General features: G+C 48.5%; 18 protein-coding genes and 3 pseudogenes. 12 read left to right on the top strand and 9 right to left on the bottom strand.

Features of this window, described 5'->3' with window-relative positions; translation table 11 throughout:
• Positions 1-183 precede the first annotated feature (183 nt).
• On the bottom strand, positions 184-1395 hold the full coding sequence (locus ACR2PX_RS10660) for an FAD-dependent oxidoreductase (protein ID WP_433999337.1): 1212 nt from the start codon (positions 1393-1395) through the stop codon (positions 184-186).
• Positions 1396-1563: 168 nt separating this feature from the next.
• Between ACR2PX_RS10660 and ACR2PX_RS10665 the strand changes: the two genes are divergently transcribed.
• Positions 1564-2544, top strand: coding sequence for a ChaN family lipoprotein (locus ACR2PX_RS10665; protein WP_433999338.1), 981 nt, complete (start codon positions 1564-1566; stop codon positions 2542-2544).
• Here ACR2PX_RS10665 and ACR2PX_RS10670 read toward each other — a convergent pair.
• From ACR2PX_RS10670 to sfsA, 4 genes are all read right to left on the bottom strand, one after another.
• Entirely contained in the window at positions 2517-3662 is a 1146-nt protein-coding gene (locus tag ACR2PX_RS10670) for a DegT/DnrJ/EryC1/StrS family aminotransferase (RefSeq protein ID WP_433999339.1), read from the bottom strand. The genes ACR2PX_RS10665 and ACR2PX_RS10670 overlap by 28 nt on opposite strands.
• Entirely contained in the window at positions 3659-4597 is a 939-nt protein-coding gene (locus ACR2PX_RS10675; protein ID WP_433999340.1) for a Gfo/Idh/MocA family protein, read from the bottom strand. Before ACR2PX_RS10675 ends, ACR2PX_RS10670 begins: the two co-directional genes overlap by 4 nt.
• A gap of 138 nt (positions 4598-4735) precedes the next feature.
• The gene (locus tag ACR2PX_RS10680; protein ID WP_433999341.1) at positions 4736-6928 is read right to left on the bottom strand and encodes a hypothetical protein; all 2193 of its coding nucleotides are present in this window, start codon (positions 6926-6928) and stop codon (positions 4736-4738) included.
• A 133-nt stretch (positions 6929-7061) separates the two neighbouring features.
• Positions 7062-7796 carry a DNA/RNA nuclease SfsA gene (gene sfsA / locus ACR2PX_RS10685; RefSeq protein ID WP_433999342.1) on the bottom strand — a complete coding sequence of 245 codons (735 nt, stop codon included), beginning with the start codon at positions 7794-7796 and terminating at the stop codon, positions 7062-7064.
• A 346-nt stretch (positions 7797-8142) separates the two neighbouring features.
• Here sfsA and dksA point away from each other — a divergent pair, with 346 nt between their 5' ends.
• The 3 genes from dksA (at position 8143) to ACR2PX_RS10700 (ending at position 10543) form a co-directional block, all read left to right on the top strand.
• Positions 8143-8586, top strand: a complete 444-nt coding sequence (dksA, locus tag ACR2PX_RS10690; protein WP_433999343.1) for an RNA polymerase-binding protein DksA — start codon at positions 8143-8145, stop codon at positions 8584-8586.
• A gap of 176 nt (positions 8587-8762) precedes the next feature.
• On the top strand, positions 8763-9680 hold the full coding sequence (gluQRS, locus tag ACR2PX_RS10695) for a tRNA glutamyl-Q(34) synthetase GluQRS (RefSeq protein WP_433999344.1): 918 nt from the start codon (positions 8763-8765) through the stop codon (positions 9678-9680).
• A gap of 83 nt (positions 9681-9763) precedes the next feature.
• Positions 9764-10543 carry a hypothetical protein gene (locus ACR2PX_RS10700; RefSeq protein ID WP_433999345.1) on the top strand — a complete coding sequence of 260 codons (780 nt, stop codon included), beginning with the start codon at positions 9764-9766 and terminating at the stop codon, positions 10541-10543.
• Between the two features lie 225 nt (positions 10544-10768).
• On the opposite strand, the gene ACR2PX_RS10705 is transcribed toward ACR2PX_RS10700, so the two are convergent.
• On the bottom strand, positions 10769-11011 hold the full coding sequence (locus tag ACR2PX_RS10705; protein WP_433999346.1) for a type II toxin-antitoxin system ParD family antitoxin: 243 nt from the start codon (positions 11009-11011) through the stop codon (positions 10769-10771).
• A gap of 232 nt (positions 11012-11243) precedes the next feature.
• Here ACR2PX_RS10705 and ACR2PX_RS10710 point away from each other — a divergent pair, with 232 nt between their 5' ends.
• The 6 genes and pseudogenes from ACR2PX_RS10710 (at position 11244) to ACR2PX_RS10735 (ending at position 17974) form a co-directional block, all read left to right on the top strand.
• Complete coding sequence (locus ACR2PX_RS10710) at positions 11244-11420, top strand: hypothetical protein (protein ID WP_172806705.1); 177 nt, start codon at positions 11244-11246, stop codon at positions 11418-11420.
• Positions 11410-14421 (top strand): ATP-binding protein, encoded by a 3012-nt coding sequence (locus ACR2PX_RS10715; RefSeq protein WP_433999347.1) that lies wholly within the window; start codon positions 11410-11412, stop codon positions 14419-14421. Before ACR2PX_RS10710 ends, ACR2PX_RS10715 begins: the two co-directional genes overlap by 11 nt.
• Positions 14418-14690: pseudogene (locus ACR2PX_RS10720) on the top strand (response regulator); the annotation flags it as partial. The gene ACR2PX_RS10715 and the pseudogene ACR2PX_RS10720, both read left to right, overlap by 4 nt.
• A gap of 180 nt (positions 14691-14870) precedes the next feature.
• Positions 14871-15800: pseudogene (locus ACR2PX_RS10725) on the top strand (sigma-54 interaction domain-containing protein); the annotation flags it as partial.
• 156 nt (positions 15801-15956) lie between these two features.
• Positions 15957-17195 (top strand): sterol desaturase family protein, encoded by a 1239-nt coding sequence (locus ACR2PX_RS10730; protein WP_433999348.1) that lies wholly within the window; start codon positions 15957-15959, stop codon positions 17193-17195.
• A 212-nt stretch (positions 17196-17407) separates the two neighbouring features.
• Positions 17408-17974, top strand: a complete 567-nt coding sequence (locus ACR2PX_RS10735; RefSeq protein ID WP_433999349.1) for a hypothetical protein — start codon at positions 17408-17410, stop codon at positions 17972-17974.
• Between the two features lie 8 nt (positions 17975-17982).
• Here the strand turns inward: ACR2PX_RS10735 and ACR2PX_RS10740 are convergent, their stop codons facing one another.
• The 3 genes and pseudogenes from ACR2PX_RS10740 to ACR2PX_RS10750 form a co-directional block, all read right to left on the bottom strand.
• Positions 17983-18333, bottom strand: coding sequence for a hypothetical protein (locus ACR2PX_RS10740; RefSeq protein WP_433999350.1), 351 nt, complete (start codon positions 18331-18333; stop codon positions 17983-17985).
• Between the two features lie 8 nt (positions 18334-18341).
• Positions 18342-19931 carry a hypothetical protein gene (locus ACR2PX_RS10745; protein WP_433999351.1) on the bottom strand — a complete coding sequence of 530 codons (1590 nt, stop codon included), beginning with the start codon at positions 19929-19931 and terminating at the stop codon, positions 18342-18344.
• An 81-nt stretch (positions 19932-20012) separates the two neighbouring features.
• A pseudogene (locus ACR2PX_RS10750) lies at positions 20013-22181 on the bottom strand (FAD-dependent oxidoreductase).
• A gap of 248 nt (positions 22182-22429) precedes the next feature.
• Between ACR2PX_RS10750 and hemB the strand changes: the two are divergent.
• Both hemB and ppk1 read left to right on the top strand, forming a co-directional pair.
• Positions 22430-23428 (top strand): porphobilinogen synthase, encoded by a 999-nt coding sequence (gene hemB / locus ACR2PX_RS10755; protein ID WP_433999352.1) that lies wholly within the window; start codon positions 22430-22432, stop codon positions 23426-23428.
• A 316-nt stretch (positions 23429-23744) separates the two neighbouring features.
• Positions 23745-25919, top strand: a complete 2175-nt coding sequence (ppk1, locus tag ACR2PX_RS10760; RefSeq protein WP_433999353.1) for a polyphosphate kinase 1 — start codon at positions 23745-23747, stop codon at positions 25917-25919.
• Positions 25920-26123: the final 204 nt, after the last annotated feature.

A 26123-nucleotide genomic window follows, 5' to 3' on the forward strand; every position in this document is an offset into this window, starting at 1 on the left:
CGGTGGCGCTCCTATAGAAGTCATCAAACAGTACGTTCAGCAGCAGAGAACACCGCATTAGTCGGCTATCGCCGACGAGCTTACATCCCCGCACTCAAAGTACGGGGTTTTACGCTCAACCGATAACAGGCAATCTCTGATGCAGTCAGGCTGATCTCTGACTGCATCAGCAACTTTTTATGATCAATTCTGCGGGTAACCAAAGAACTGTTTGTTTTCCCTGAGTATTTTTGAGAATAACTCTTCATTTAACGCTTTATCAGAACCATCATTGTGGTCGATAAAAGTAGCTCCTAATAAGCCACCTCGTCGGGGCATAAAATAAACATCGGCTTTATCCATGGGGCCGATTCGCTTAGGAGCACCGGGTGGCTGATAACGCGTGTAGATGATGTAATCGAGTTTCTTCAATGGCTGATGAGCCAGCTCCAGCAGAAGCCCCATATTCGGATACACCTTGTCGTCATGATTCAGCTTGGCAGCTCCAAGCCCTGAACAATTAAATACGACATAGGTTTTAATATCATCCAGACTGCCTACGGTCTCATGTATAACAGGAATATTTCGGGTCTTGAGTTCACGATCAAAGGCCTCCATCAAAACAGAGGTGTCCATAAAATAAGTCTGGAATTTCCGCATAGGGTAACTCACCCCGGTTGAAAACTTCACAACCCCATTCTCTGGCTTGGGCAACAACCCGGCCTCCGCATAAGGCTCAATGCCGGTATAGGTTTCCAGAGGTCCCTCTTCACCTTCTTTTCCCAGACCGCTGTAGACATCAACCAGGTGAACCCCTTCATTGATGATCGGGTGCGTTCCCTGTTCAACCTTCTTATAGCCCTTCAGTGTATCAATGGCCAATTGCTCGGCCTGCTTTTTCTCCGACTCATTTTCTGTGGCCAGAGACACCATGGCCAGATAGCCCGTAGAATTCAAAGAGGCAATGCTGTCGTCTTGTTCAGCAACAATGCGAATATTCCGGTAACCGGCATGATAGAGCGATAAGGCTACCACTTTGCCCATACAGCCAGCCCCAATAACAGTAATGGGGACATGTTCGTTGAGTTTATGCTCTTTGGCCTTTTCTTCAAACAATGCCATGGCCCTGTCTACACTGCCCCAAAGCAATGTCCAGCCACTGCCTCCATGCCCATAAAGGTGAACCCTCACCTGCTCCCCAACATTCTCGGCACTGATATTCGGCAGACCTTTACGCATAGGACGCAAACAGACAACCTTCTGATCAATATCGCCCGCCGTTTCCACTCGTCCCTGCGCATCAAAATGAGCATCACCCAACTGAACAGCCTCAAGCTGCTCATAAAACGATGCTGAATAGCTCATCTGAGAAGAGAAAAGGGTCATTGCCATTACCACACAGTCCAGATGCTTCATTGATATGCCTCTCTGTTGGAGGAGCAATGAGCATAGACCTGATGACCCGCCCGTCAATCCAGTATGACGAGTGTTGTAGGCTGTCATTGATCGACTACTTTATAAAAAGATGCAAATAAGCTGTGTTACTGGTTTGCATGAGCCGAAACCCACTCACAGCAAGCCGCCATGAGAGATAGAAGCCACCTTCCATCACTCTGGCAATGGAAGATAGTTCACTGTAATAGAGAGCCATATGCCTTCATGATGAGTCGAAACATCATTCCTGCCCTGATAGCTGTTGGGCTATACCTTGTTCTTTCTGGCTGTGTCACAGCTCCCAAGGTTCCCGAAACCGGGCTTTCCATCTGGGATACCCGACAGGATCAATGGGTAGAAGAGCCATCAATGGTTTCCAGTCTCAAGGCAGCCGATTATATTGTGGTCGGTGAAATGCAGCTGAGCCCCCAGCTCAATGACGAATTTCTGAGATTACTGCAGAACCTCAAAGACAATCAGTGGTTACAGGTTGTAGCACTTGATGTGCTTCAACCCAAGCTCAATTCAGAAGAAAACACTTATCTGGAACAGTTGGAAAAGCAGGCTCCTCATCTGATCAGTGGCTACAAACCCATCATTGAATGGGTTGAGCAGACGGATATCCCACTGGTGGCTGCAGCGATCCCCAGAGATCGAATTAAATCCCTTAAAGATCCTGCTGCCAGGGAATGGTTAAATCATGAAATTAAAGATGTTCTTGACCCTTCTCAAACCAGCATGCTGAAGGGAATTTTGAACGCTTCGCACCCGTCAGAAGAACAAAAGAATCCTGAACTGGAAGGCTATCTTTTAGCCGCTCAGCAGCTACAGGACTATTTTATGGCCCGAATGTTATTGGCCCTGAAGCAAAATACTATTCTGGTCACCCGGGCTTTTCATGCACGAAAAGATCTGGGTGTCGTCCCCTATATCAAAAAGTCTCAACCTGGATCACAGATCAAATCTGTATTAATGATCACCTCTATGGAAGACAGGAATCAGCTGATGAGTTCCGTGATGAAAATGGATAAGCAATACGACTACGTTTGGATAAAAAAACCAGACAGAGCACCCATGCTGGCTCCAGGCAGTGAAGCTGGCACTCAGGAAAGAGCGCCGGTAAGCCAGTAAGCAGGTTCTTCTACCGTTTCTGAGAAGAAGTCAGAGACAGACTTGGCCACACGATTCACCTGTGCTTCCTTCATACCCGGAAAAATAGGCAGAGAAAGGCAACGCTGAGCAATTTGCTCGGCAACAAACAGATCCTGTGTCATTGGCAGATTTTTAAAAACCGGTTGCAGATGCAACGGCATAGGATAATAAACGGCTGAGGAGACTCCCTGGTTGGCCAGGTGAGCTTTTAGTTGATCTCGCTGATCAGTCTGCAGGGTAAACTGGTGATAGACATGTTCCAGCCCTGCAGGCATTAATATATCTGCACCCTGCAAACTGGATCGATAGCATTCTGCTATCTTTTTCCGCTCTTCGTTATAGTGTGCAATGTGCCTGAGCTTTACCCTGAGCAGGGCCGCCTGCATTTCATCCAACCTGCTGTTGTATCCAATGCATTCATGTTGGTATTGCACTCTACTGCCGTGATTTCTCAAAACTCTCAACTGTTCCGCCATGGATTCAGTTTTTGCAGTGACCAGACCCCCGTCTCCAAATCCACCGAGATTTTTGCTGGGAAAAAAACTAAAACAACCCAAATCACCCAGTGTTCCCGTCATTCTGCCATTAACAGAAGCTCCAAAAGACTGAGCACAATCTTCAATCAACAGTAGAGAACGTTCTTCACATAACAGCTGAATTTCCTGAATACGGGCGGGCAGGCCAAACAGATGCACCACCAGCACTGCCTTGGTTCTTTCAGTGATGGCATCCTGAATTCGAATCGGATCAATATTAAACGTCTCCGGTTCTATATCAACAAACACCGGAGTAGCCCCAATACGGACTACAGATTCTGCTGTGGCAAAAAACGTAAAAGGCGTGGTAATCACTTCATCGCCAGGCCCTAAACCTGCTGCTGAGAGCGCCAGGATCAAGGCATCCGTACCATTGGCACAACTCACCGTCTCTTTTGCCTGAAGAAACTCACCCACTTCCTGCTCAAATGCAGTGACTTCCTCCCCCATAAGATAGCGACCTGAGTCCAGCACACGAGTGGCCGCCAGCCTGAGTTCCTTTTGAATAGGCTTATGCCAGGCGAGCGTATCCACCATAGGAATCATTGGCACCGAGCTCACTGGACATCTCCCTCAATAATGCTGGAAATCCGTGTGGCTAACTCCAAAGCCCGGTGTCCGTCCTCACCACTGACTCTGGGTGTTCTTGAATGACGGACACAGTTGAGGAAATCTTCTATTTCCCTGCGCAGTGAATCACTGTCTTTATAACTCAGCGCGTCACACTCAATATTGGGAATGCCCGGGAACATCTCACCTGCGCCCTTGTAAAAATGCGACATGTTCAAAGATTGAAAATCGATGCAGATGCATGACTTTTTCTGAAAGATATGCATTTTTCGCTTATATTTCTGACTAATTCTGCTGGCGGTAATATTCGCCACACAGCCTCCACTGAACGTCAGTCGAGCCTGTGCAATATCCACCGAATCGGACAATACAGCTGTTCCATTGGCCACCACATCCACCAATGGCTTATTGACCAGGCTCAAAATAATGTCCAGATCGTGGATCATAAGATCCATAACCACATTGATATCCATGGAGCGCGGCTTGAATCCTGCCAGACGATGAGATTCGATAAAACGAGGCTCATTCAGCAACGGGCCAACGCCAGAAAGCGCTTCATTGAAACGCTCCAGGCAACCCACTTGCAGAACCAGCTCCTGCTCCCGGGCTAACTGAACCAGCTCATTGGCTTCGTCCAGGCTAGTGGTAATGGGCTTTTCTACCAGGACATGAACACCGGCCTTAAGAAAGTCTCTTGAAACCTGATGATGAAGAAATGTGGGGACAGCAATACTGACGGCATCCACCTTGCCAACCAGTTGTTGATAGTCAGCAAAAAATTCTGTTCCGCATTCACTGGCAACAACACGACCACTGTCTTCATTAATATCAGCCACCCCCACCAGCTGGCACTCTGGTAACATGGCATATTTGTGGGCGTGAAATTTCCCCAGATATCCCGTCCCGACTACTGCGGTTCTGAGCATTGAAAGGTTCCATAACATTTTAATAAGCGCTATCCGAAAGCTGACTCTCAGCAATTCGAAATCGTTCCGGCTTATAAGATAGACCTTATTTCGAACCCTATCCGAACCGTCATGCAGAAAGAAAAGCGGTAGACGGTTTTAGCGTCTCAGAGAATTCAATACCGAAGGGGTTGGGTGAGTCTTTCTTTTGAGGTGATAGACATAGGGCGTAAAACTGTTGCCGAGATAGTGTTTCAAGGCCTGATCATCGCCTATCGGCCTGACTTGAGAATCATTGTGAAGCAGCCAGCCACGGGGCGTTTTTTCAATGTAAACATAGTGACCACCATACCACCCGCCCTGATGACAACTGATACCCGCCACTTCCATACTCATTGTGTTCGTACGACGCCCCTGTATGGAAACAGGAGTGGAAACAGGAACTTCCAGACCTTCCAGACAACTTTCGAAAAAAACTTTTCCTTCACGAACCAGCTTTCTTCCGCCCCGCTCACCATGCTTGAAAATCTTGGGCATCATCATCACCGTTTCAAGTGACCGTCCAAATGCCTCATAGACAGGCTCAAAGGTGGTTTTAACCCAGGGCGGCAGAATGACTCTTTTGGGTTTACCTTCTTCATCCAGTGTCTGATTGCGCTCAAAATAGCCAGTCTCAGCATTAAACACCATTGACTGAACTTCCGCTGCAAAGCCAGGATCGTACCCTCTTCCCACTTCAATCTTGAACGCTTCCAACCTTTCCTTCATCTGTCTCGCATTGCCTTTGTGATGAGACAGAATATCTTCTGCTTTTAGCCCTACATCCTTCTCATCTCCCGGCTCCCAAAAATAACTTCGTTCTTCAGGTTGCAGCTTCAGACATTCACGGAAATGAGCATTACCTCCTTCCTGCACTTCTGCAAAAATGACATTTTCCCTGCTCTTACCGACGACTCCTTCATAACGTTTTTCACCCAGCGTCAAAACTTTTCTAACCTGATTGCTATAGGACAGTCTGGGGTTGAGCATAGGTGTGAGAATCTTATTAACCACTTGGGTAAACTCATGGGCATCTTCCTGGGTAGCCCCCAAGAACAAAGGGCTGATCAGCCGATCCTGTCGGCATCGACCCAGCTGCTCGATAAACAGTTGGTTAATTTCATTCACTTCACTGGCTGGGACAAAATCCGCTCGAGACAACTTGATTGAACGCAGCAGGGTAATCAGGGAGGTATAAAGTTCCTGTCTCTGATTCAATAAGCTTGCACTGTCCTTCACTTCTTCTTTTCCAACAGGACGAGCTCTGGTATCCATCGCCTCCAGGTCTGCCATGGAAAACTGGTGAGACAGCAGTTTGATCATAGAGTTGTAATAACACTTGTTGCCCAGATTCTGCAGGCCTGGCGATTGTTCCGGGTTTTCCAGATCAGACCGATAACTGTCTCTGGATAATTGCCGCATTCTTGCCGTTTGTGGAAGTTCGGAGGGCTTTAGCTGGAGCCCCGACTCCCTGAACGTTTTCACCAGCTCCAGAAATACAGTGCCATTATCCGTTTTTCTCAGAAACTCACTGGCAAGGCCGGTGCGAACAGATGGGTAGCGTTTCAGTGTTTGCAGGAAGTACTGGAATGAGAAATTAAGCTCTTCAACCGATACCTTTCCATGCCTGGCCAGGTGAAGCCGTATCAACAACTGATCCATGCTGTGCTGAACCGCTTGATGGGCGTTAATAGGAAAAGGGCCTGAGCTTCTTATTCTCCTTACAGACTGGCTCAATTCAGGTTCCACCGTCAGGCTCTCAAGTGCCTGATACAGTGAATCACCAAAAAGCTTTTTCAGAGGCTTCCGTATTTTTGTTTCCGGATCAGAGCTCTCTGCTTTTGTAATCTGCCCCAGCTTCTCCATATCGCTGGCCAGCACTTCAGGGAAGTAGAGTTTTCTCAGTGTATTTCGAGTAGCTCGATCAGGAATCTTCTGAATTAACTCAGCCGGGGTATTGTTTAAATCAAAGAATCGAGCAACGCACTGTCGGTCCAGCGTTCGGGTGGGCGTGGTGACCAGCTCTCCCCCTAAAGCGACAGACTTGATACGCACCATACCGGCGGCCGCCATTTTCAGAGAAGCCAAACGTTCATCTTTGCACTGTTCAACCACCCGAAGATGAATCAGTTTCACCACATTTTTTCGGCCTGACCCTGAACGAAACCAGTTGGTCGGGCTGACAATTCTGAGCAGCCAGCCTAACCAGCCAGACTTGCGGGTTTTAAATTGTCTATCAGACACTCCAAACAGTTCAGCCCCTGTCTGTAGTGCTGACCAGGTATCCTTACCCAGCAGTTCATCAGGTTTCATGGATGGTCCTGACGGCTCTCCTTACTGTTTGCTGTGAAAATAAAACGACCAGGCTTAGTATCTATTTTCATCGCTCAGGTTTAGCCGCATTTTCGGCTCATACCTGTTGCCCTATGACTGATTAATCGGACATTCACTCAATTTCAAGGACGGGCAAATTCCGGGTTAATGTTATTTCTTCTGTTGAAATTTCAGCACCCAGCGCCAGTATTTCAACCCCTGCAGCCGCCGCTTCTTTTATGGCATCACCGTACTTAGGATCAATCTCATGAGCCGGAGCTACACGCTCAATGCCTGTGTGCTGAACACAAAAAATCAACACAGCTCTGTGACCTGACTCAACCATGGCCATCAATTCCCTAAGGTGCTTAGTGCCTCTCGTGGTCACAGAATCTGGAAACAAACCCAGTCCATCACCTACTGCCAGTGTGACACTTTTCACTTCAACATAACAATCCGGCAAGCCTTCCTGCTGCAGCAAAAAATCTATGCGGCTTTTTTCTTCACCGTAGGGGACTTCTCTGCGAACCTCATCGTATTCAGCCAGCTCAGGAATTCGCTTCAGGACCAATGATTCTTCCACCAGCTTGTTCGCTCTGCCGGTATTCAATCCGGCCAGGGTGACTTTTTCCTCGGTTCCAAAAATAACAGGTATCTCAGCCAGTTCCCAAGTACAGGGATACTTGCGTTTGGGATTACCAGAGTCTAAATACCAGACTTGCTTGCCCGGATAGAGACAATTTTTCATGGAACCGGTATTGGGACAATGCAACGTAATGGTGCTGCCATCCTCCAACTCAACATCGGCCATGAACCTTTTGTAACGTCGAATCAGGCGGGCTGATTGAAGATTTTTTTCAAACTTCATACGAATATTTCATTAAATCAAACATTGATATTCTAAAATTGCATTCTATGATAGCCAGTTGACGGTTTCCTCTAATAGTATTTTGTGATTACTATGTGATGAGTGGGTGATCACTTGTCGACAGCGACAGAAGCAATTTTTTATGGCGCATTGCCATAGCTTTTGGTAGTTTCACCGCTTCTGTGAGGAAGGCAAGAGGCATAGGGGCCAGATTGTATGATGATATTGGCAACCCGTAGTGTTGACCTCAGCTTTCAGGGAAGTCGGAGAAATCCGGCATTCGGATGGAAAGCCTGGTAAAGCAGTATGTCGGGCTATTTAATGAGAAGGTGATGAGGCTGTAATCATGTCAGCACAGAAAAAAGCCGATCAAGGTAACTTACTTCGTTCTTTCACTCCGTATGTGGAGAAAGAAGGCGAAGAGTACATGAATGATAAGCAGGTCGAACATTTCATCAACATCCTCAAGCAGTGGAAGCAGGAGCTGATGGAAGAAGTGGATCGCACTGTAAACCATATGCAGGATGAAGCAGCAAACTTCCCCGACCCGGCTGACCGAGCCAGTCAGGAAGAAGAGTTCAGCCTGGAGCTGCGTACCCGTGACCGTGAACGCAAGCTGATCAGAAAAATCGACAAGACTCTGACTCGTATCGAGGAAGAAGATTACGGTTTTTGTGACTCCTGCGGTGTGGAAATTGGCGTCCGTCGTTTGGAAGCTCGCCCCACAGCCACTCTTTGCATTGACTGCAAAACCCTGGCTGAGATCAAGGAGAGGCAGTTGGGTCAATAATACCCTGCTATAGCTGCCTTCTTAACAGAGCCGCGCCTTCAAACTCGCGGCTCTGCTGTTTTTGCACACATGAAAATCGGGCGTCGCAGAAGTCGACGATCACTCGTTTGAACGGCTCAAGGCTGTTTTAACGGCTCAAGGCTGTTTCATCTGCTTATGGCTTGATGACCATAGACATGCCCATTGATAAAGAACATGCCCGTAGCGGAAAAAAGCCAATCTATATTGGCCGCTTTGCGCCCTCCCCTTCTGGTCCATTACATTTTGGATCGTTGGTGGCCGCTCTGGGCAGCTATCTTGATGCTCGTTCCAAAAACGGAATTTGGCTGGTTCGTATGGAAGACATTGACCCTCCCAGAGAGCAGCCTGGCGCAGCCGATCAAATTCTGAAGTCGCTGGAAGCCTATGGTTTGCACTGGGATGAACAGGTGCTTTTCCAAAGCCAGCGTCATGAAGCTTACCGGCAAATTATCAATCACCTGGAAGCCAAAGGCTTCATATACCCCTGCACCTGTACCCGTAAAGATCTTCAAGGTTACGGCGGTGTTTATCCGGGAATCTGCAGGGACAAGTCTGACAACACAAAGACTCAACACTCTTTGAGAGTTAGATGCCCGGAAAAGATCATTGAATTTCAGGACCTGATCCAGGGTTCAATCCAATATGCCCTACCCGATCTGGGTGACTTTATTATTCAACGCAAAGACGGTCTGTTTGCTTACCAGCTTGCTGTTTGTGCAGACGATGCGTACCAGGGTATTACCCATGTCGTCAGAGGTTATGACCTTTTGAATGCCACTCCCTGGCAGATCTATTTGTTGTCACTGCTCAACACCACAACTCCCACCTATGCTCATGTCCCCGTTATCACACTGGAAAATGGCGACAAGCTGAGCAAGCAGAATCATGCGCCCGAGATTCCTCTTGATCAGCCGGAACAACAATTATTTAAAGCGCTACAGGCTTTGGGACAAAACCCGGACAAAGCACTGGCAAGCAGTAGTGTTTCCGATATTCTTCGATGGGGCATAGCCCATTGGCAGATAGAAAAAGTCGCAAAAAGACCTTCTGTGCCGCTGGCGGCTTTATCCTGAAGGTAGGGAGTGTTATATATAAAGTAATAAGAGGCTGAAATGGCCTCTACGATTGTCGAGAAAGATGTGTCTAGGGAGTGGATATGTCCGTTATCAACAGGGTTGTGCGTCGGTGGCTGCCTGCTGCTGCAGTGTGTTCTCTTTCGCTATGGGCATTCATTCCTCATACTCTGGCGCTTTCGCCCAAGGAAGTGACTCCCATGCCGGGAGCCGCTGTTGATATTACCGACTCTGAATTTTGCCAGAAAGCCCGCTTCGAACGGGAAAGTGCCGTCGGCAAAGAACCCGATCTGACTAAAATTGATGCCGTAAATTCCCAGGATGCGGCTCTCTGCTTTACCCCCGACGAAAATCTTTTCTTCGTTGCCAATCAGGAAGCTCAGGACATTCTTGGCCCTCACGCCCCCTGGTATTTGCAAATCAGCCGTGAGTTTCGTGAGCGGGTCAAAGAAGCCTGCAAGATCATGGGTTATCAGAATGACGAAGTCAGTCGAGCCTTCGATCACTGCACCGACAATCGATACGAAGAGCTCATGGGCCCCTACGAAGACAAGTATCGCCGGGAAGCCGGAAACTATGTTCGCAAAAGAAGACAGGTGGCAGAAAGTCTGGTGGTTCGTTGCGACGCAGCCCTGAGTATCAAGCGTACCCGTTTACCAAGAGATCTGAAATTCCCTCTGGCTTACTACGATAAGCGCATCAATGCCTTGCCCAGCTGGTTTCTGGAAGAAAAACTGGACGACAGCGCCTGGATCAAAAAGATGGGTGATCTGAAGGCCAATGAATTGATGAACGACATACTGGGCGAAGACTGTCCCGGTAACATGGTTTACTGGGTCACTTACAACCCACCGAGTGTTTGATAGCAGAAGTCCGTCAGAATTAATCAGCCTATCTAATGAGCAATATCTGATTTTTGATGTACGACACTGATAATGTCAGGTTGTTGTTCTGTAAGAATATAGAAAATCAGGTGTGAGCCAATGGGTATGCAGAAATATCCGGACTTAATCTCATATCTGGCTTGCCCTGCTTTCGGATTTTCAGCAGATCCTCTTTCGCCTTTTTCCTTATCTTGTATTGACCGGTCACTGGTGCTTCTCGTGAAGTTCAGCAAGCAGACTATCTGAACTAAAGTCTTCAACAACCTGACTATTTTCACCCTCTTCCAGTTCTCGCCTCAAAGCCTCAAGTTTGACTTCATCTTCTTCCAACTTTCGTAATCCAGCCCTGATAACTTCACTGACTGACTGGTATCTGCCCTCCTTGATTTGTTCTGTCACAAACTGTTCAAAATGATGACCTAAGGTCACCGAAGTATTCCTACTCATCAAGACGCTCCTGTATTAATTAATATTACATATTAATACAGATTGTGAGCATTTGATGAATTTCGCTGAGAATTGCTCAAACTATCCACCCAAAGAGAAATAAATAGTTTGCTACCTGCCGAGTGGTGAATGATTATTCACAACAGCAACTCGACATACACTCTCCCTTTTGCGGTTTACCCCAACACTGGTTAACATGGACAGTCCGATATCAAACTCGTACTGAAGTTTCATGTACATCTATCGTCTGGTTCTACTCCTGGTTATCAGCATTTATCTTTTCTCTCCTGCCATTATGGGATGGTGGATTACGACCGGAGATAGCTGGTACCAACCCTGGATTCTCTGGTTTATCGTGATTCTGGCTGGCTTTCTGCTTCAACCCAGGGGGAAGTCGGATGAGTTTTGAACTCGAAGAACTCCTTCTGGTCAGTGTCGCTTACTTGCTGGCCTTATTTCTTTGCGCGTGGGCCACTGAAAAAGGCCTGATCCCCAAACGAATTACGCAACATCCTGCGGTCTACGTTCTGTCTCTGGGTGTCTATGCTTCCAGCTGGGCCTACTTTGGCAGTCTGGGCATTGCCAGCGAGCATGGCTATGTCTTTCTTGCTTTTTATTTTGGCGTGAGTGGGGCTTTTCTACTGGCTCCGGTTTTACTCCATCCTATTCTGAGAATCACCCGAACTTACCAACTCAGCTCTCTTGCAGATCTTTTTGCCTTCCGGTTTCGAAGTCCGGTAGCCGGAACCCTGGCGACCGTATTGATGCTGACCGCCACCATGCCCTTGCTTTCTCTGCAGATTCAAGCGGTATCCGACAGTATTCACCTGATCAGCAAGGAGTACTCTCCGGAAAAGCTAGCCATTGTCTTTTGCATTATGGTGACCCTGTTTGCGGCTCTTTTCGGAACCCGACACTTGTCCACCCGAGATCGTCATCAAGGGCTGGTCATGGCCATTGCCGTTGAATCACTGGTCAAACTATTGGTGATGATGACTCTGGGACTGGTGATTCTTTTTGAAGTGTTCAATGGTCTCGATGGCGTGGAAGCCTGGCTTGCTGTCCATCAGGACACTCTGGTCAAGATGCAAACACCGCTTGAGGATGGTCCCTGGCGCAGCATGCTGCTGATGTTTTTTGCCTCAGCCATTGTTATGCCGCACATGTTCCATATGACCTTTGCCGAGAACCGCAGCCAACGTTCCCTTCATATTGCCAGCTGGGCGCTGCCTCTGTTTTTGCTGGTGCTCAGTTTGCCGACCTTGCTGATTCTCTGGGCTGGCATCAAACTGGACAGTCCTGTGGCAGCTGATTACTTCCCGCTGTTCATAGGTCAGGCACTGGGTATGCCCTGGCTAACCATTGTTGCCTATATTGGAGGTCTGGCTGCAGCCAGTGGCCTGACGATTGTCACCACCCTGGCCCTGTCCTCAATGATCATGAACCATATAGTGCTGCCTTATTATCCACCTCACATTCAGGTTGAGGTGAATATTTATCGCTGGCTGGCCTGGTTTAAACGATGCCTCATCCTGGCTCTGATTCTGGGCTCCTACGGCTTTTACCGTATGCTCGAAGCCCAGCATGCTCTTTATAACCTTGGCGTTATAGCTTACGTCGGAGCCTTGCAACTTCTACCGGGCGCACTTTGTGTGCTGTACTGGCCCAAAGCCAACCATAAAGGTTTTATTTCCGGTCTGGTTGCCGGTACAGCCATCTGGTTCTTCACCATGATGCTGCCTCAGATGGTGGATTTCAGCCTTTACAGTTCAGCCATGGATGAAGTTTCGAACTATCTTTATCAACAGTGGCACCTGCTTGGCATGACTTCACTGACCGTCAATGCAGTGCTGATCTATCTGGTCTCGAGCTTCACCAGTATGTCCTCCGAAGAACGCTCAGCCGCCAGTGCCTGCCAAGTGGAAAGTAGCAGTCACAATGAACAGAAAGTGCCTGAAGCCAAGTCTACTTATGACTTTCATGAAATGTTGAGCAAACCTTTGGGAGGACTGGTCGCTCATAAGGAAGTCTCTAGAGCGCTCAGCGATCTCAACATGAGAGAAGACGAGAACCGCCCCCACGCCCTTCGCCGTCTAAGGGAACGTATTGAGAAGAACCTTTCAGGCCTGATGGGACCAACCGTAGCCCACGATATCGTTGACACCTTTTTGCCCTGGGATGAAAACAAGGGTTATGTTACCCAGGATATTCATTTCATGGAATCCCGGCTGGAAGCCTACCGCAGCCGACTCAGTGGTCTGGCCGGGGAGCTGGATGATCTAAGGCGATATCATCGTGACACCCTGAACAACCTGCCGATGGCGCTATGTTCAGTCGATGCAGCAGGAGACATCATGCTCTGGAATCAGGCTATGAGTCAGATGACCGATATTTCAGCCAAAGATGTTCTGGGCAGCCCTCTCAACCAGATTGCCGCTCCCTGGAATAAAATTCTCAGCAACTTTGCCCAGATAGACAGTGAACACCTGCCCAAACATGGTATAGAAATTAATGGGCAGCTGCGTTATTTCAACCTTCACAGAGCCAACCTTGAAGCCCCTGTATCAGGCACCAGTGGCAACAAGGTTATGCTGCTGGAAGACCACACCGAAAACCAGATGCTGGAAGATCAGTTGTTCCACAGTGAACGTCTGGCTTCCATAGGCCAGTTGGCGGCAGGCGTCGCCCATGAGATCGGCAACCCGGTCACAGCAATTGACTGTCTGGCTCAGGAACTGAAGGCTCTGTCTGAAGAAAATGACACCCAGGAAGTGGCAGGGCAGGTACTGGAGCAGACCAAGCGAGTTTCCAAAATTCTACAAATGCTGATGAGTTATTCTCACAACGGCAAGAACCGCTCTGAAGCGAGCAGTCATGAGCCCGTTGATCTCTTCAGCGGGGTTCAGGAGTCCATCAGCCTGTTGCAACTTGGACGAAAGAGCAGCAATATCAGCTTTCTTAACTTGTGTGATCCAGAACACAAAGTGACGGGTGATCAACAGAAACTGCAACAGGTCTTTATCAACCTGCTGAACAACGCAGTGGATGCTTCTGATGAGAAAAGCACGATCACCATCAGAACATCAGCTACTGCTCATACCGTCAAAATCGAAGTAGAAGATCAGGGTCATGGCATTCCTGCCAGTATCCAGGAACGTCTATTTGAACCCTTCTTTACCACCAAAGAGGCCGGCAAAGGAACAGGCCTTGGCCTGGCACTGACCTGGAATATCATTGAAGAACACTTTGGTACCATCAAGGTCATCAGTCCAACCGATAAAAATCTTGAAAAAGGTACACGCTTTGAAATTTCCCTGCCGCGTCATGAGCCTAAGAGCATCAGGCAGCAGCATGGTTATATGACTTATCAGCCCCATGATTCATGGGAGCAGGAGGGGGAAACCGTATGAACCAGGGTAATATTCTCATTGTGGAAGACGAAGAGATTATTCGTGCTTCTCTGAGAAGGCTGCTGGAAAGAAATGACTATACCGTCAGCGAAGCAGGTTCCGTCCACGAAGCTGAGCTGTCATACACTCTGAAAGAATTTGATCTGATCATCAGTGACTTGCGCTTGCCTGGTTCACCGGGCACCGAGATGATCAACCTGGCCGAAGGTATACCGGTTCTGATCATGACCAGTTATGCCAGCCTGAACTCGGCCGTCAGCACCATGAAAATGGGGGCGGTTGATTATATTGCCAAACCCTTTGACCACTCTGAAATGCTGGAACGTGTCGCAGCAATTATGGCGCGTAAACCAGCCACTCCTGATAAATCATCAGAAGACGTGATCTGCGACGCAGATTCAGGATACAGCGGTATTCTGGGGCAGTGCGATGCCATGAAACTGCTGTTCAAGCGCATCCGCAAAGTGGCGCCCACCGATGCCACTGTTCTGATTCAGGGTGAATCGGGTACAGGTAAGGAACTGGTGGCTCAGGCTATCCATGAGAACAGTCGTCGCGCCAACGGCCCGATGATTTCTGTCAACTGTGCAGCCATTCCTGAAACTCTGATTGAATCAGAACTCTTTGGCCATGAAAAAGGCTCCTTCACCGGTGCGACTGCGGCCAGGACAGGTTTGATTGAAGCAGCCAATGGCGGCACTTTGTTTCTTGATGAGATTGGCGAGCTGCCTCTGGAAGCCCAGGCTCGTCTTCTGAGAGTACTTCAGGAAGATGAAATCAGACGAGTCGGCTCGGTACAGTCCCAGAAAGTAGACGTACGACTGATTGCGGCTACCCACCGAAACCTTCGCCAGCTCTCTGCCAGTGGTGAGTTCCGGGAAGACCTTTACTATCGACTCAAAGTGGTTGAGCTTCGTATCCCTGCTTTGCGTGAGCGAGGCAACGATGTACTGATGCTGGCTGAAAAACTGCTGAAAAAAGTCTGCAACAAAATGGAGCTGGAAGTTTATTCCTACTCTCCGGAAGCGATGGCAGCCATTTGTCAGCATCAATGGCCAGGCAACGTTCGTGAGCTGGAACATGCCATTGAACGCTCAGTGATTCTCTGTGACGATGACATCATTACACCCGAGACTCTGGATCTGGATGTTCATGTAAAATCCACTCTGTTCAGGTCTGACACCAGCAATGCAGGCAGTGATAACGTGGTTGAAACTCAGGACGGACTGTCACTGGAAGACTACTTCCAACGCTTCGTGCTTGAACATCAGGATCAGATGACCGAAACCGAACTGGCACAAAAGCTGGGTATCAGTCGTAAAACACTCTGGGAGAGGCGACAGAGACTGGGCATTCCCAGAAAGAAGGCCTCTGCATAAGCTAAATCGGGAAGAAAGTTAAGCCGTCTGATCAGGCAATCTTTCAGACATTGTGATAAAACAGCAGGTGCACTGACATTATATTCCGGAGAAAATTCTCCAGGAAGAAGAAAATAACAACAATAAGCAGCAATTAGCTGCCAATGGACTGCACCTGTGGACACAATCGTTTACGCCATCCCGGTCTTTATGGTGATGATTGCCATCGAAATCGTGGCGACCATTATCAGGAAGAAAGACTACTACCGTCTGAATGACGCCATCAACAGCCTTAGTGCCGGTATGATGAGCATCACCAGTGGCATTATCCTCAAGATCGTTGAAGTCACTATCTACACCGGAATTTTTTCACTGGTTGCCCTGATCGAGTTTAATAGTTCTGACCTCTGGGTCTGGCTGGTCGCTTTTGTCTTCTATGACTTTTGCTACTACTGGACGCATCGTATGGGCCATGAAATTAACATACTCTGGGCGGCTCATGCCGTGCACCATCAAAGTGAAGAATACAATCTCACGACGGCCCTGAGACAAACCAGCTCGCGCTTTATATTGGGCTGGTTGTTCTATATACCCATGGCCGTCATTGGAATTCCGCCCCTGGTATTCTTCACCGTTGGACTGATCAACCTGCTGTATCAGTTCTGGGTACATACCCGTCATATTCATAAGCTGGGATGGTACGAGAATTTCTTTGTTACCCCTTCCAACCATCGGGTACACCATGCCAAAAACCGTAAGTATCTGGACAAGAATTACGGGGGCGTTTTCATTATCTGGGATAGATTCTTCGGGACTTTCCAGGAAGAAGACGAGAACTATGAAGCGATTCGTTATGGCACCCTGAAGCCACTTCGAAGTTGGAACCCTTTCTGGGCTAACCTGCACCTATACAGCGATATGTGGAAAGACGCCAAAGCCACTAAAAGCTGGAAAGACAAATTTACCCTCTGGTTCAGGAAAACAGGTTATCGGCCCGCTGATGTCGCAGCCCCGATGAAAATGCCCGATATCCATGGCTATCAAAACTTTGATCCTGCACTTTCACGATTCCGGCAGATCTATGTGGGTGTGCAATTCTTCCTGCTGATAATTGGAACAACTGCCCTTATGGCTGTATACCATACTACGCCAACCTGGTTTGATACCTTATGGATTGTCGTTCTGGGTATCAATCTGGTCATGAACGGCTCGGTTATGGAAAAACCGAATCAGGCCATGAAGCTTGAATGCCTGCGTTTTGGCATCACTGCCATAGCCCTGGCAGTAACGACAACATTGATGCCAGTGGCTTCAATAGTATGGGTGGGACTGGTCATGCTGACGGCTGTATCTCTAACCTGTTTACGCAGGTTCTCAAATACTTCTGAGCCTACCACTGCCGCCATAGAATCCTGATAGAAATCATCATAGTGCAATCTGAAACTGATTCAGGTTGCACGCCTCTCAACCTAACTTCTTAATAAATATGAATTAATTTTTCTTATAGCCAAATAACGCCTGCTCCATAACGGATCGAGCTATTAATTCAATGGGAAGATACCTGAACACTGCCTATAGTTTTCTTGTTGCTGTCGCAACCTGTCGAAATCCTCATTGAGAACATCATCATGAATCCGCTACAACCAAACGACTTGTGTCGCAGGGCTTCCCTTGTTGCAGTTTCGAGTCTGTTTATCAGCCTATGTCCGCTCAGTTATGCAGAATATGCAGATGAAGCAACTACGTCTGTAGAAGCGGTGTTTAATCAGGGTATTGGCTTGTATGGTACCGTCGATCTGGGCAAATGTATGATGCGACTTGATCCCAGCACTCCCACGGCAGAAAACAAAGTCCCTGCAAAAACCCTGTCAACACGCCAGCATGGCCATATCAGGGACGTAGCCACCAGCCTGAATAACTCTCATGTGATCAGGATGACCTTTGATGACAAAACCAGTCCTACCTATGTGGTTCGCTCAGAAAGCCTCAGAATTACTCCGGGAGATGATTCAGGGGGCAATCCTGGCTGGATTATCAGGGAGTTCAAATTCAACAAGGGAATGAGTATGGAAGCAGACGTCCAGCTCAGTGCTCACGAGTCATGGACCTGGGATTGCAGTGATGCAGCCATTAACATTACCAATGAGCTGCCTATAACACCCCCTCCCTCCAAGAAACCAGTAGAAGAGCTTTGAGGGTTTACTCAGGAGCCGGATTTGAGTTGAGCAATCTTCAGCTCATTTCTGGCAACCTTGAGATGGTTGATGGCGTCTAACTCCATTTTCTGTAATCTGGATTCTTGGGCTGTCTGTTCTCGATAAATCGCTTCGGCATTATCCAGCTCAGTTTTTAGAGCATCCATTTTCTTTGCCAGCTCTTCATCCGCTTCATGACTGGATTCCAGTAACGCCATCTGACCATTGAGTCGGGTCAACCGCTCTGAACACTCTCCTACCCTGTGTTGGATTTCTTCCAGGTTTCTCAGAATTGAAGTTTCGAAGGCTTCTGCCTCAGTGACTCGCTGCTGGAGCTGCTCCAGATTGTCAGATTCCATGAGTACTATTATTTCCTCGCTGCCTCTTTTTCGGTTTTTTCTATATCTTTTCTGACGGACTCGGGATATTGCCGCTGTATATCCACCATACTATTGCCAAACATAATATGCTCAATAAACTCAGGATCGAAGTACTTGAATTGTTCAGAATCTTTCATCGCCCCTAGCAGGGCAGCACTGAGGTTGGACCTGAGCCTGACTTTTTCATTCACATCCAGACCCGAGGCGCCTATATCGGCCAATGCCTGTCGGTAATCATTAGGCCTTCGCACATGGCCTATGGACTTTTCCAATGCCTGAACGCTCATACCTTTATGGGGCGTTATCCCTTTCAAAAATGCCCTCATCTGAGTATTGGAGGGATTCAAAGGCCGCAGTCCCGACTGGCTGACTTTGGTCTTTTTCGTTGCTTTAGTCTTTTTCACTAAGGGTTCGGAAGCTTCGGTCTGCTTTTTTTCAGCCTTTGGCTTTACATCCTTTTGGGGTGCTTCGTCCCTAATGGTCGTTTTTTCGGAAGATCGAGTCTTTTTCCGGGAAGACTGCCTTTCTGCTCTTTCCTGCTGCTTTATATTTTTATCAATTTCTTTCTGGGCTTTCCTGCCTTCTGTTTCTGATTTGCGAGCTGATTTTACTTTTTGCTTCAGCGAGGCAACTTCGACTTCCAGTCGAGCCGCTTCGGTTTTAGCTTCTGATACATGATGCTGAACCACAGATCTTACAGGCGATGTATCAATGCCATGTTTCATCTGCTTTTCATCTGCAGCGACCAGTAATTTCTGACCATGGGTAGTTAGAGCATTGGCTTTTTTCAACGCCCTTTCCATAGATTTGAGCTCTTCTCCCAACCTTTTGCTGGACTGATCTTTTGCTGCCACAACCTTACTGCGAATTTTGGGCACCGACTTGCCCAGAGACGACGCATCTTTTTGCAGGCGTTCCAATGCCTGATGTGCTTTCTTATCAGCCTTTGCAGCTTTCTTTTTTTCGGTTTTCAGATCCTTTTGAGCCAGCTCCAGGTCTTTCACTTCCTGCTTTCGTGTACTGACCAGCTGATCTGACTCCCCGGCGGCCCAGCTCGCATGTCTTTCTGCAGTGGTCATTCTCTTGCCACCCAGACCGGCATCGAGCAGGTTCTCCTCCAGCGTTCCCTGTTTAGCCAGGCTGTGTGCTTCGGACTGAAGCTTTCTGGCTTCTTTTAATGATGTGTTGGCATCCTTCAGGGCTGCTGACAGGGCGTCTTTACTGTTTCGATCAACCCTGGGTCTTGATTTAGAACCTTCTAAAGAGATTCTTTCCCTGACATCGCTGGCTTTGGCAAAAAGTCGTTCTTCACGGGAAGGTTCAGAGGGCAGCTTTTTCTCAACATCTTCGGGAGAAACCACCTGAATGTCGTGATCAGACAAGCTGCTGCCTGAGAGTCTGGAAGGTTCAAGACTGCCACTGTTCAGATTAATCTTGGGATCAATACGGGTTAGAGAGTCACGATTAAGACGGCCAGGATTTTCAGCCTCTTGCTGGGTAACAGGAGCTGAATCCGATCCTGAGGTCTTGGGGAGGGTAGGGTATATCCCTGCCTGTGAAATGCTGGGTTGGGGCATCTGGCTCCTGACTTCCCTGTAAACAGGCCCCAATGAAGAGGCCCTTTACTGTAAATCTAGTACAGTCAGGGCCTGATCTGATTAGCCTCTCATCCAGTCATGATATTTTTTAACCCACTTCAGTAAGCCTTCCGGGGCATGCGCCCGCTTCCATTCACCTGCAGCGTATTTGTTGGACTCACTGAGGGTTGGATAAATATGAATGGTGCCGAGAATCTTGTTCATTCCCAGACCGTGCTTCATGGCAGTAATGTACTCGGTGATCAGCTCGCCTGCATGGTAGCCAACAATGGTGCACCCTAAGATTTTATCGCTACCCGGCTTGGTCAGAACTTTGATAAATCCTTTGGCTTCTTCATCAGCAATAGCTCTGTCCAGATCGTCTATACCGTAACGGGTTAATTCATAGGGAATACCCTGCTCTTTCGCTTCGGTTTCGTTGAGACCGACTCTGGCCACTTCAGGATCAGTAAATGTGCACCAGGGCATCACCGAGTAGTCCACTTTGAACTTTTTGAAGCGCCCGAATAAAGCATTCACAGAGGCATACCAGGCTTGATGGGCCGCTGCATGAGTGAACTGATAAGGCCCAGCTACATCACCGCAGGCATAAATATTCGGGAATCTTGTCTGCAGATATTCATTAACCGCTATCGTTCCGCGCTCTGTGGTTTCTATCCCAAGCGCTTCAAGCCCCAAACTGCCGGTGTTGGCTTTTCTACCTGTCGCAAACAGTACCGCATCAAAATCAATTTCAACGGTTTGACCGTTATGTTCCGCTACCAACCATTGCCTGCTGCCTTCTCTGTGAAAAGATCGGGTTTCATGCTTTAACCTGAGATCAACACCGTCTTTGCGAAACTGAGACATCACTTCAACAGAAACATCCGGATCTTCGCGATGCAACAAACGGGGACCATGATCCAGCTGGGTAACATTCACACCCAGTCGAGCGAAAGCCTGAGTCAATTCACAACCGATAGGGCCGCCTCCGATCACCAGCAGTCTTTCAGGCTTCTCGCGAATGTCCCAAATGGTATCTGACGTGTAATGGGTAATCTGATCAATGCCCGGCAAAGGGGGTACAAAAGGTCTGCCACCACTGGCTATGATGATGTTTCGGCTGGAAATCCGCTTACCGTCAACTTCAATTTCCCACGGGCTGACCAGCTTGGCTGCACCCGTCACACAGTTCACTCCCAGATCGGTATAACGCTCAACGGAATCATGAGGTTCAACTTGCTTGATGACAGACTGAACACGCTCCATCACCGCCGTAAAGTTCACATCGGCCTGAACATTTTCCAAACCGAACTCATTAGCCCGCTTCATGTAGTGAGCTACCTTGGCAGAACGAATCAAAGCCTTACTGGGAACACAGCCAGTATTGAGACAGTCGCCACCCATTCTGTGCTTTTCGATCAAAGTCACCTGAGCCTTGACCGCAGCAGCAATATAACTGCTCACCAGACCGGCAGAACCGGCACCAATCACGGTCAGGTTATTATCGAACTTACGGGGTTTTCTGAAGCCCTTGTAAAGACCTGAATGACCAAACATGACTTACTCCCCCCCCTTTTCTTCACTAACTGGAGGCTTCTTAACCAAAGCAACACCCTTACGGGCAAGCCAGGGGAAAATCCCCAACAACACAAATGATCCGATGAGTCCCGGCGTCAGAATGCCACTCACCGATAACTCCTGAACCTGGGCCAGTTGAGCGCCTGCATTCACAAAAACAGCCGTCCCCGGCAGCATGCCAAGCTGACTGACCCAGTAAAAAGCACGGGCCTTCATGGGAGTCAGACCCATCACGAGGTTTATCACGAAGAAAGGCACTGCAGGAATCAATCGCAGGGTCAGAAGGTAGAAAAGCCCGTCTTTCTCAATACCGTTATTGATGGTTTCAAGATAGTTGCCAAACTTGTTCTGAACCCAATCCCTCAACAGTGTTCTGGAAATAAGGAAAGCCAGAGTAGCTCCAATGGTGCTGGCAAAAGAAATCACAATCAGGCCTGTTGTCAGCCCAAAAATAGCCCCACCCACTACGGTCAATAAGGCTGCGCCAGGTAACGAAAGCCCCGTCACAGCAATATAGATGGCAAAAAACACTGCAATAGTCAGTGCCGGGTTATCGCTGTAAAGCGATTGAAAATAATCACGCGTCAGATACTGCTGTGCATCCAGCGAGAAGAATGCAGCAATGGCAGCTACAACAGCAACCAGCAGGATAATTTTACTTTTATTCATAGATTGCCCTTCGCCTGGAGCCTCCAGAACCGTTGTACAACATTCTGCCGGGAGAGCTTGCAGACTACTTAAATCGAGTCTTTTTCGTATAATGCCTGTCAGACTTTACGTTAGCCACACCCATTTGGTTTCAAACGTCATAAGCGGGACATTCGCTTCCAAAGGATCCGCCCCTCTGACAGATCAGGCCACATTGGGGATTGACGGACGAAAACAAACTTTTTAACAGTCATCTTCAGAGTACGAACATGATCCAGCGACCTTTCCCAGCCAGCCGCCCAAGACGGATGCGTTTTGACGATTTTTCCCGTCGCCTGATGCGGGAAAACCGCCTCAGCCCGGACGATCTGATCTACCCCGTATTCATTCTTGAAGGCAATAATCATCGGGAAGCCATTCCTTCCATGCCTGGCATAGAACGAATGACTGTCGATGAGCTGATTCGCGAAGGTGAGGAACTTCTGGAACTGGGTATTCCTGCCATCGCCCTGTTTCCGGTCACACCTGCCGAGAAAAAGTCTGATGATGCGGCCGAAGCCTGGAATCCGGAAGGACTGGTTCAGCGCGCCGTTCGAGAATTAAAACAAAAACTGCCTGAGCTGGGCATTATTACCGATGTAGCTCTGGACCCGTTCACCCGTCATGGTCTGGATGGCCTGATTGATGAAACAGGTTATGTCGTTAATGACCCAACGGTGGACGTACTGGTTAAACAAGCCCTTTCTCATGCCGAAGCTGGGGCCGACATCGTGGCACCTTCTGACATGATGGATGGCCGAATTTCCGCAATTCGTACCCGACTGGAAGAAACCGGTCATCTGAACACCCGAATTCTTGCTTATTCTGCCAAATACGCTTCCAGCTATTATGGCCCCTTTCGGGATGCAGTGGGCTCTGCCGGTAACCTGGGCAAGAGCAACAAACATAACTTCCAGATGGATGTTGCCAATATTGATGAAGCTCTCCATGAAATAGCAGCTGACCTGAATGAAGGCGCAGATATGATCATGGTGAAGCCTGGCATGCCTTACCTGGATGTGGTCAGAAGAGCTAAGGATGAGTTCAAGGCACCGACCTTTGTTTATCAGGTCAGCGGTGAATACGCCATGCATCAGGCGGCCATTGCTAACGGCTGGCTGGATCGGGACGCCATCATGATGGAGTCACTGCTCTGTTTTAAACGGGCTGGAGCTGACGCCATTCTGACCTACTATGCCAAAGAAGCAGCTCGCCTGATGAAACAATAACCGGATTGTAATGATTCGGGGAACTCAGAGCGCCAGGTACGATCCAATAAGCTGCAGTACCTGGTAGCTCTGGCATAATAAGTGCTTGATTGTCATCAAGCTGTCACATCACTTTGTAAAATACCTCGTGCCAGCTTAAAGCAATTAACATTCTTTTGATTTTTGAAGCTATTGATCAATCCCCGTCAATTTCCAAGAGATCCTAAGGTTTGTTACTCAACTCAGCCACCAAAACAGCGTACAATCGCTAAACAACAACAATCCGCTGTCAATCTGGCTACTGTCTGTCGCCACTACCGATGTAGTAAGAGGTCCCATGGATAATTCACAAGACCGGGAACTCCCCGAAACTCAAAGCAGAGCCAAAGAGAGTCTGGAGCCAGTTGCTCCGGTGCCTCGCATCACAGACCTCAGCAACCCGGAATACTACATCAACAGGGAGCTGAGCCACCTGCAGTTCAACCGTCGTGTTCTTGAACAGGCATTGAACGACGATCACCCTCTGATTGAACGTCTCCGCTTCCTGTTGATATACAGCTCAAACATGGATGAGTTTTTTGAAATCCGTGTAGCCGGACTGATGCAACAGGTTGAGTTTGCCCGTGAGCAGGTCGGACTCGATGGATTGGGCCCTAAAGCAGTCCTGAAAGAAATCAGCAACCAGGCCAAAGAAAGCGTTCAGCTGCAATATGAGATACTGAACGACAAGCTATTACCCCGTATGGCCAAGCAGGGCATTCGATTTATTCGTCGCAACCAGCTCAACGACAAACAGAAAGCCTGGATCAAACGTTTCTTTTATAACGAAGTCATGCCCATCATCAGCCCTATTGGACTGGATCCGGCACACCCATTCCCGAGGCTGGCTAACAAGCTGCTCTGCTTCATAGTGGCGATGGAAGGCAAAGATGCCTTTGGCCGTGAAACCGGTATGGCCATTATCCCTGCTCCCAGATCCTTACCCAGAGTAGTTGAATTGCCTGATGAGGTCTGTGACAAGGGCGGTAAAAATTATGTTTTCCTGTCGTCTATCATCCACCTGCATATGCAGGATCTGTTCCCGGGTATGACGATTAAGGGCTGTTACCAGTTCAGACTGACCCGAAACAGCGACCTGGATCTTGAAGACGAAGTAGAAGATCTGGCCAAAGCTCTGCAGGGTGAACTACTGTCCCGCCGCTACGGTGAAGCAGTACGCCTGGAGGTGGTGGAGAATTGTCCCAAGCCTCTGGTGGATTTTCTTCTGAAAGAGTTTGGCCTGACAGACGATGAGCTCTACCGTGTCGATGGTCCGGTCAACCTGACCCGTATGATGTCTGTGTGCAATGAGGTGTCACCGGAATTAGAACATCTGACTTTCCCAAGCTTTACGCCAGGCTACCCAAAGGCATTGCAAACCCGGAGTACTCGTTCGTTGAATGTGCTGGATGCCATTCGCAAGTCCGATATGCTATTGCATCACCCTTTCGAGTCATTCACGCCCGTTGTGGACATGTTGCGTCAGGCCGCTACCGACCCGAATGTTCTGGCTATCCGCCAGACCCTTTACCGTACCGGCGCTCGCTCTGAAATGGTCGATGCTTTGGTAGAAGCGGCAAGAAAGGGTAAAGAAGTCACTGTTATTGTGGAGATTCGAGCCCGTTTTGACGAAGAAGAAAACATGGCACTGGCAAGAAGGCTTCAGGAAGCTGGAGCCGTTGTCGTGTATGGAGTGGTTGCTTATAAAACCCACGCCAAACTGATTCTTATTGTTCGCCGGGAAGGTAAAAAGATTCAACGATACGCACATCTTGGTACTGGTAACTACCACGCTGGTAACGCCAGACTCTATACCGACTACAGCTTACTGACCTGTGACAAGGACATTACCAACGATGTTCGCAAAATCTTCCAGCAGCTGACCGGTATGGGTAAGGCTGTCAGGGTGCGCAAGCTTTTCCATGCCCCCTTCACACTGAAGAAAAGCCTTATTGAACTGATCAATCAGGAAGCGGTCAACGCCAAAGAAGGTAAGCCGGCCCGTGTGATTATCAAAGTGAACTCACTGACTGAAAGCCACCTGATCAAGGCGCTCTATCGAGCATCCCAGGCGGGGGTCGAAGTGCACCTGATCATCCGGGGTATCTGCTGTCTGCGTCCCGGAATTCCGAGCTTATCAGAAAACATTCAGGTCCGCTCTATTGTGGGTCGTTTTCTTGAGCACACTCGTGTTTTCTACTTTGAGAACGATGGTGACTTCAGAGTTTACTGCTCCAGTGCCGACGGCATGGTTCGTAACTTGGATATGCGGGTTGAAACCTGCTTCCCGATTGAAGAGCCAAAACATGCAGCGCGTGTGAAGAAAGAGCTTGAGCTGTATCTGTCCGACAATACCCGCAGCTGGCAGCTACAAAGCGATGGTCATTATCTTCAGAACAAGCCAAAAAGAGGCCAGCGTCGTAGAAATGCCCAGAGAAGGTTGCTGGAAACACTGGCTAACTACGCCCACTGATGAGTCGATATGGATTCAGGCCTGAGGCTACTTCTACCTGGTTCTGGAGTCTATACCTATTGGATTTCAAGTTGCTACTAGTACATCATTCCAAATTAATCGTCGGGTAAAGCTTCGTCAGCTTTATCCGGGCATCTTCTGTTGTAAATCTCCACTCCATCTGGCTCTCGATATTGTTGCGTCGTGACGCCCAGGCCAAGACCT

The organism is Endozoicomonas sp., from assembly GCF_051008435.1.
In the GTDB taxonomy this organism is placed as follows: Bacteria; Pseudomonadota; Gammaproteobacteria; order Pseudomonadales; family Endozoicomonadaceae; genus Endozoicomonas_A.

Excerpts from the sequence above, each read along its gene's own strand:
- ACR2PX_RS10660 (WP_433999337.1), bottom strand. The coding sequence starts at position 1,395 with ATGAAGCATCTGGACTGTGTGGTAATGGCAATGACCCTTTTCTCTTCT.
- ACR2PX_RS10665 (WP_433999338.1), top strand. The coding sequence starts at position 1,564 with ATGAGAGATAGAAGCCACCTTCCATCACTCTGGCAATGGAAGATAGTT.
- ACR2PX_RS10675 (WP_433999340.1), bottom strand. The coding sequence starts at position 4,597 with ATGCTCAGAACCGCAGTAGTCGGGACGGGATATCTGGGGAAATTTCAC.
- ACR2PX_RS10680 (WP_433999341.1), bottom strand. The coding sequence starts at position 6,928 with ATGAAACCTGATGAACTGCTGGGTAAGGATACCTGGTCAGCACTACAG.
- sfsA (WP_433999342.1), bottom strand. The coding sequence starts at position 7,796 with ATGAAGTTTGAAAAAAATCTTCAATCAGCCCGCCTGATTCGACGTTAC.
- dksA (WP_433999343.1), top strand. The coding sequence starts at position 8,143 with ATGTCAGCACAGAAAAAAGCCGATCAAGGTAACTTACTTCGTTCTTTC.
- gluQRS (WP_433999344.1), top strand. The coding sequence starts at position 8,763 with ATGCCCATTGATAAAGAACATGCCCGTAGCGGAAAAAAGCCAATCTAT.
- ACR2PX_RS10700 (WP_433999345.1), top strand. The coding sequence starts at position 9,764 with ATGTCCGTTATCAACAGGGTTGTGCGTCGGTGGCTGCCTGCTGCTGCA.
- ACR2PX_RS10705 (WP_433999346.1), bottom strand. The coding sequence starts at position 11,011 with ATGAGTAGGAATACTTCGGTGACCTTAGGTCATCATTTTGAACAGTTT.
- ACR2PX_RS10710 (WP_172806705.1), top strand. The coding sequence starts at position 11,244 with ATGTACATCTATCGTCTGGTTCTACTCCTGGTTATCAGCATTTATCTT.
- ACR2PX_RS10715 (WP_433999347.1), top strand. The coding sequence starts at position 11,410 with ATGAGTTTTGAACTCGAAGAACTCCTTCTGGTCAGTGTCGCTTACTTG.
- ACR2PX_RS10735 (WP_433999349.1), top strand. The coding sequence starts at position 17,408 with ATGAATCCGCTACAACCAAACGACTTGTGTCGCAGGGCTTCCCTTGTT.
- ACR2PX_RS10740 (WP_433999350.1), bottom strand. The coding sequence starts at position 18,333 with ATGGAATCTGACAATCTGGAGCAGCTCCAGCAGCGAGTCACTGAGGCA.
- ACR2PX_RS10745 (WP_433999351.1), bottom strand. The coding sequence starts at position 19,931 with ATGCCCCAACCCAGCATTTCACAGGCAGGGATATACCCTACCCTCCCC.
- hemB (WP_433999352.1), top strand. The coding sequence starts at position 22,430 with ATGATCCAGCGACCTTTCCCAGCCAGCCGCCCAAGACGGATGCGTTTT.
- ppk1 (WP_433999353.1), top strand. The coding sequence starts at position 23,745 with ATGGATAATTCACAAGACCGGGAACTCCCCGAAACTCAAAGCAGAGCC.